This window comes from Scytonema hankhaensis NUACC26, assembly GCF_045865695.1.
Classification (GTDB): Bacteria; Cyanobacteriota; Cyanobacteriia; order Cyanobacteriales; family Nostocaceae; genus Scytonema.
On the sequence record NZ_BAACAP010000201.1, the window covers coordinates 70,355 to 76,671 of the forward strand.

The 6,317-nt window shown below is 41.3% G+C and carries 7 protein-coding genes and 1 pseudogene; 1 reads left to right on the forward strand and 7 read right to left on the reverse strand.

Going from position 1 to position 6,317, the window contains the following annotated elements; translation table 11 throughout:
* Positions 1-139: 139 nt before the first annotated feature.
* Positions 140-643, reverse strand: coding sequence for a VOC family protein (locus ACKTT2_RS23380; protein ID WP_407890955.1), 504 nt, complete (start codon positions 641-643; stop codon positions 140-142).
* Between the two features lie 367 nt (positions 644-1,010).
* On the opposite strand from ACKTT2_RS23380, the gene ACKTT2_RS23385 reads away from it, so the two are divergent.
* Positions 1,011-2,819, forward strand: a complete 1,809-nt coding sequence (locus ACKTT2_RS23385) for a nuclear transport factor 2 family protein (RefSeq protein WP_407890957.1) — start codon at positions 1,011-1,013, stop codon at positions 2,817-2,819.
* Between the two features lie 159 nt (positions 2,820-2,978).
* Here the strand turns inward: ACKTT2_RS23385 and ACKTT2_RS23390 are convergent, their stop codons facing one another.
* From ACKTT2_RS23390 to petB, 6 genes and pseudogenes are all read right to left on the reverse strand, one after another.
* Positions 2,979-3,356: a hypothetical protein gene (locus ACKTT2_RS23390; protein ID WP_407890959.1), complete on the reverse strand. Its 378-nt coding sequence runs from the start codon at positions 3,354-3,356 to the stop codon at positions 2,979-2,981.
* Between the two features lie 142 nt (positions 3,357-3,498).
* The gene (locus ACKTT2_RS23395) at positions 3,499-4,656 is read right to left on the reverse strand and encodes a glycosyltransferase (protein WP_407890961.1); all 1,158 of its coding nucleotides are present in this window, start codon (positions 4,654-4,656) and stop codon (positions 3,499-3,501) included.
* A gap of 24 nt (positions 4,657-4,680) precedes the next feature.
* Positions 4,681-4,824 (reverse strand): hypothetical protein, encoded by a 144-nt coding sequence (locus tag ACKTT2_RS23400; RefSeq protein ID WP_407890963.1) that lies wholly within the window; start codon positions 4,822-4,824, stop codon positions 4,681-4,683.
* Between the two features lie 6 nt (positions 4,825-4,830).
* Entirely contained in the window at positions 4,831-5,283 is a 453-nt protein-coding gene (locus tag ACKTT2_RS23405; RefSeq protein ID WP_407890965.1) for an ATP-binding protein, read from the reverse strand.
* 219 nt (positions 5,284-5,502) lie between these two features.
* Positions 5,503-5,985 (reverse strand): cytochrome b6-f complex subunit IV, encoded by a 483-nt coding sequence (petD, locus tag ACKTT2_RS23410; RefSeq protein ID WP_407890967.1) that lies wholly within the window; start codon positions 5,983-5,985, stop codon positions 5,503-5,505.
* 125 nt (positions 5,986-6,110) lie between these two features.
* A pseudogene (gene petB / locus ACKTT2_RS23415) lies at positions 6,111-6,317 on the reverse strand (cytochrome b6); the annotation flags it as partial.

Here is a 6,317-nt window from a genome sequence, read left to right on the forward strand (position 1 = left end):
TTTAAAGTGTTGCCTAAATACAGGATTCCCAAAATTCGCTCGCTTTTATACTTTTATGAATACCAACTCACATTTACACTTGTAGTTTACAGCCCTAAAAGGAACCTCTTCCGTACAGAAATAAAAATGCTGCTAAATTTTAAATACAGCTCCAGGTCATTTCATAACTGTGAGAGTAAATTTCGATACTGTTACCCCACGGATCTTCACAAAAAGCTAAGTAACGTCCCTTTCCTGGCAAAATTTCCCAAATTTTTGTACGTTGCTTACCATTATTTGCTGTTATCCGTTCTACTAAACCCGCAACATCAGGGTCTGTAACAGCTAGATGAAAGTAACCATTTTTCCAAAATTCCATGCTGTTCTCACGCACCCCTGCTTCTGGATCGTCAAATTGAAATAATTCAAGCCCAACTTGATTCCCGGTAGCAAGATGAGCAAAGCGTCCTCGACGAAACCTCATCCCAAGAATGTCTCTAGCTAATTGTTGAGAATGTTCGTCGGGAGCTATCTCAATAGGTCCAAAGATTAAGCGATAGCCCAAAACTTCTTGATACCACTCAATTGCTTTGTCAAGATCGGATACGGTGACACCGATGTGATTAATCGATCTAGGATAGATCTCATTAGTTTTTGCATTCATCTTTTTAACTTTTTTTTAAGATTGTTATTCTACTAATAAAGATTTTATAGTAAAGTTTCTCTATAGCACTAATTTAGTTCTCTCAAAACCCCAGTTTCTATTTTCTATAGAAATGATAAATTTCATTAACAGAATTCAAAACCACTAGATTTTTAGCAAAGACTTTGACTCTTAAACAAGTATTCTAAAATACATATTTATATTTTAGAAGATCTGTTTAAGTATTTTAAGTTAGAGCCAGAAAACATTGTTTTTGTAGACTGACATCTTGCACCTTCGATTGGGAAGGGACGGTGGGCAGTGCCCACCCTACGAAACAATAAGCTTTTTAGCTTATTATTTTCTCAATAAGACAGTGGTGCAAGATGTGAGTAGAGACATATCATGGGATATCTTTACAGCCAACAAGAAATTAATCTTTTCAGTAACAGAGATTTGGTTTTTGAGATTAGCGAATCAGTGTTCTAGAACAAGTTTGCCATCACTCAACAAGCATCATCACCCAATGTTTACCACACTTAAAGTTCAACCAAATCCTTATGAACTATATATCCTCTTTGACAATCTAAATAAGCTTTGGACTATTCCCACAACATGGAAACACCAGCCTGTATTTACCTGCTTCTTTCAAGCCATTGAACTCACTCTAAGAATTACAGATGATGTACTCAATGATTCGCGCTCGTCTGGGTTCCAAGAAAGACGCATCCAGCGATTGTCTGACAATTTAGTACGCCAGATGCTAGTGGGAGAGAAACTATTATCCACAGTAGATGCACCTCCTATAGAGTTGTTATCCAAATCCAAAAACATCTGTTTATCAGGGTTTGCAGTCCTAGAGCGTCTCGAACCAAAGAGAGTACAACGTCTAACAGACCAATTTTATGACAGCTTCAAAACACTACCTTTTGCAATTGGAATCGAACCCCAACTGAATGCTGTCCGCAAGCAATTCGGGTTGCAACCCAAATCATTACACCAAGAATGTACTTTGGACTACAACGCATTAGTCCGACCGCAATTGCTGGCTAATATTCGAGAAGCTCAAGTACAAAATCAAGAAGACCATACCTTCTCGACAGTACATCAAAGTATAGAATGTTGGATTTACATAGCCCATTTTTACTTACGAGAGGCTGGCAATTTTGCAGGGGAACACTTTTGGGATAAAGCGGCTACCTATACAGAGTATGCCTCAGAGTGCATAAATGTAGCGATCGATCAGAGTCAACTGTTGGATATGATGACTCTTGCTGACTTCCATTATCTTCGTGTCTTGCTACGTGAAGCATCAGGCGCACAATCTAAATCCGTTCGGCAACTTCCTTCACAAGGCAGAGCTATTTTTGAACAACTAAATAAAGCCTTGCGTGAAGCAGATGTCGATCTAGTTCACGTACTTGATAATCCTAGTCTCTACTCAAGTCAGTATGCGCTGGTACGTTCTCTCTCCCGTTTCTCAAAGCACATACAGGACTTTTTGTTCCGACACTACCTATTGGTACTTAGCGTCGCTGGCTCAAATAGTTACGGTTCGCTAGGCTACAAAATTAACTCCATGGTAGAACGTGCGGCTCAACCTATTTTTCCTGAGATTGACCAAGCTAATCACGACCTTTTGATGATTACTAATTTTCGTTATGGTCAGCAAAGCGGACGCCTAATCATGGAGAAAGAAATTGCTGCTGGCTATAATCCCTATAGCTTACTCCCAATCTCTGGTATTGAAGACTCGGACTTCATCCTGGCTCGAATTGCAGAATATTTCGAGTATATTCATGTCCGCAATGGAGAAGCTTGGGTGGCACTTTACGACGATAAAATTGGTCAGTTTTGTGACTGTTTGGGTAGCAAGCCATATTTTGGACAGGCAAAGCTACGAGTTTTTATTAATGCTATGTTTGACACGTTTGCATCGATTAACACTCGCTTTTGGAATCCGCGCATTCACCAAAACAAAGCACAAATCGACTGGCAGTTTGATACAGTTTCTTACAATGGTATTAAAGTTACGTTTGAAGGTACTGAGGAGTTTGTATTTAACGAAGATGGTAAGATTGTAAACGCGATCGCCCATTGGGAACCTAATGATGTAGCAAAACAACTTTGGCCCACAACATTTCGTAAGAGAAGAGCGACAGAAGGTTGTCCGTTTGTAAAACGTAATTCTGCATAAGTTTTAATTATAAAACCCTCTTTGTCATTAGAACACGACAAAGAGGGTTTTAAAGTTTATAGTTAACACTCTACAGAAAACTGCCATTGTCTTTCGGGACAATAGTATGTTTATCAAGCCGAGCAGAAATGATTGATTTGTTTAACTTATAATATCGCACTATTCTTCCAGCACTTGACTTTGCACTTCCACTGCTGTTGCTGTAACATCAATAGTGCCATCTGGAGTAAAGCGTTGAAAATGACTGTTTTGAATCAATAACTGTTCTCCACAGTTAGGACACTGTAGCTGAGTTTTATTTAAACCTGTAAATTCATATTGACAAACTGGACAGCGATCGCTTACTAAATTACGTTGCAACCACAGACGAAACCCCAAAAATGCAATAATAGGAGCCACCAATAGTAGCCCAACAATAATTAGTAAAGAATTTACTAACCAGCCCAAGCCCAAGGAGCCAAGCAACCACATAAAGACTAGCAAAGTTAGCCAAGGGCGGAGATTAGACAGATTTACCTGAAAAGTTTTAAGGCTCATTTTAAAAAACGTCTTGCTCTTCCTCTAGAATAGCGAGTTTCTCAGTGAGTTCAATAAGTCATTAGTCATTAGTTATTGCTCACTGCTCACTGCTCACTGCTCACTGCTCACTGCTCACTGGTCACTGATCGCTGGTCACTGCTCACTGTTGTAACTGCTCTTTTAACCTTGTTTGGAAAGCATTGATATCAAATAGAGTCAGTACCTGTTCTCTAAGCCATTGACCATTACAACGTTGGTCTTCTCCTTTCAGTATTTCTATACAAGCTGCTGCTACCGCATTTGGATCTCGGTGCGGCACTCGCCATCCCAGTTTACCATCTTGCAATGGGTCAGCCGAACCATCATCATCCCCCGATAGTACAGGTATGCCACAAGCCATTGCTTCTAAATAGACAATACCAAAACCCTCTTGAGAAGGCATAACATAGGCATCAGCAAGGCGATAGTGTTCTATCAATTCTTCTGTAGGCACAAATCCAGCGAAGATAACGCGATCGCTCACCCCCATATCTTTAGCTAATTGTGCTAATCTTGGCTGGTCATCGCCACGACCAATGACCAAATACTTGACTTCTGGAAAAACACGAGCTATATGTGGTAATGCTTGAATAGTAATATCTACACCTTTATATATATCTCCCGACCATAGCCTCGCAACAGTCATAAGTACTTTTGCCCCCTCCAAACCATAGCGCTGTATTAATGCAGGTGATTTCGCATCAGGAGTAAAGCGATCGCCGTTCACTGCACAAGGCATAATGTTAACTTTACTGAGGTCTAAGTCATTAGCAGCACAAGTAACTTTGCGTGTATAGCGGCTGACTGTCCAAATACGAGCAGCTTTTTGCAGGCTAGATTTCATTGAAGGCGGTAAAGGTTGCCAAACTTCTTTCCCATGAGTCATGACCGTGTAGGGAATTTTGAGAGGATTGCACAACATACCCACTAGAGGTGCAAGATTAATATGACCGCAAAAGACGTGTTGGGGACGCGATTGTAATAGACAAAAGAGTAACGCAATTGAAATTTTCAGGCGTTCGAGTTGCGGCGATAGAGATTTAAAGTAGTGAAATTTTAACCTTTCCGATTCAAAAGGATTTGAGATGCTAGGACGATCTCTCAGCAAAAAAACTTCCGCATAATAGGGTTCGCCAAACTCCTGATATGCTCTAAAAATATCTTTCACATAAGATTGAATGCCGCCCTCTCGTTCAAAAATCTCTATAAACACGAAGACGTGATTGGTTTTTGGCATTGGGGATTGGGGATTGGGGATTGGGGATTGGGGATTGGTCATTTGTCATTGGTTATTTGTCATTTGTCATTGAGTACGAGTTATCGCCTTTGTTCTCTTGTCCCCGATCGCCAGTCCCCAATCGCCAGTCGCCAGTCCCCAATCACCAGTCGCCAGTCCCCAATCACCAGTCGCCAGTCCCCAATCGCCAGTCGCCATTAGTAGACTCATCAGATTTTACTTTCCTTGTTGTTGCCCTTGTAGACCGTACTTGACGATGAGCAAGCAATTTCTTCCGTCTGTACCCCGTTCGTAGATAACTTTATCTGCCAATCGCCTGAGAAGAAACCATCCATATCCCCCTACTTGAAGAGTTCCTGGTTCTGGTTCTGCGATCGCATCTGGATTAAAAGGATTCCCCCGATCCCAAATTCTAATTTCCAAGCGATCGACCCATAGAGAAACATCTATCTCTATAGTTGTTTCCGGCGGTAAGGAATGATGAGCGTGACGAACGGCATTAGTAAAGCCTTCTGCTAGTGCCAAGTTTAGGCGGTACAGTTGGCTTTCCGACCAACCCCGTGATGGCAGGTTTTGCAGGCAAAATTGCTCAAACCACTGCTGCACTTGGTTAAGAAGCTTGAGTTCGCTCTTCACCGTCAGATGGTCTTGCTGCACTATGCTAAGCATTGACCTTGACTTAAATGTAAATGAGTTAAAAATGTGTGTACCTCTTATATATCCCAGATTTGTGATTTTGTAATTACGTTTTGCAATCAAAAATAGAAATCTTATGATACACCTAAAATTCTTACAGTTGACGCCTGTTAATTTTTCTCAAAAGTACAGATTTTGCACTTGGTTGAAAAATTTACAGGCGTCTGATTGATGTGCTATGCAGCGACTAATTTAGAACAGTCCGAAAGTGAAGGACTTGTCAATTGGGAAAGTCGCACCAATTCCCAACCATAGAGTCACCAAAGTGCCAATCAAGAACACTGTTGTTGCGACTGGGCGGCGGAAAGGATTTTGGAACTTATTGACGTTCTCAATGAAAGGAACGAGAATTAGCCCCAAGGGTACGGAAGCCATCAACAACACCCCTAAGAGTTTGTTAGGAACTGAACGGAGAATTTGGAACACAGGATACAAATACCACTCTGGCAAAATTTCCAATGGAGTAGCGAAGGGATTAGCTGGTTCTCCAACCATTGCCGGGTCAAGTACAGACAATGCCACTATAGCAGCAAACGCTCCCATAATAACAACTGGGAACACGTAAAGTAAGTCATTAGGCCAAGCAGGTTCGCCGTAGTAATTGTGACCCATGCCCAGTGCTAGTTTGGCTCTTAACTTTGGATCGCTGAGATCTGGTTTTTTCTGTGTAGCCATTTTTTAATGTGCTCTCCTAACTTAAGTAATGTAAATTGGTCATTTGTCCTTTGTCCGTTGTCATTTGTTGTTTGTCCCGATCTAATGACCAAGGACAAATGACCAATGACCAAGGACTGTCAAGATTACAACGGACCTGAAATTCCTTGCTTGCGAATCATCAAGAAGTGTAACAACATGAAGACGGCAATCAACCAGGGCAACACAAAAGTGTGTGCGCTGTAATAACGGGTCAATGTAGCTTGACCAACGCTTGAACCACCGCGCAGAAGGTCAGCTATGAGGGTACCAACTACAGGAATTGCTTCTGGTACACCACTAACGATTTTCAC

Excerpts from the sequence above, each read along its gene's own strand:
- ACKTT2_RS23390 (WP_407890959.1), bottom strand. The coding sequence starts at position 3,356 with ATGAGCCTTAAAACTTTTCAGGTAAATCTGTCTAATCTCCGCCCTTGG.
- ACKTT2_RS23400 (WP_407890963.1), bottom strand. The coding sequence starts at position 4,824 with ATGAGTCTACTAATGGCGACTGGCGATTGGGGACTGGCGACTGGTGAT.
- ACKTT2_RS23395 (WP_407890961.1), bottom strand. The coding sequence starts at position 4,656 with ATGACCAATCCCCAATCCCCAATCCCCAATCCCCAATCCCCAATGCCA.
- ACKTT2_RS23405 (WP_407890965.1), bottom strand. The coding sequence starts at position 5,283 with ATGCTTAGCATAGTGCAGCAAGACCATCTGACGGTGAAGAGCGAACTC.
- petD (WP_407890967.1), bottom strand. The coding sequence starts at position 5,985 with ATGGCTACACAGAAAAAACCAGATCTCAGCGATCCAAAGTTAAGAGCC.
- ACKTT2_RS23380 (WP_407890955.1), bottom strand. The coding sequence starts at position 643 with ATGAATGCAAAAACTAATGAGATCTATCCTAGATCGATTAATCACATC.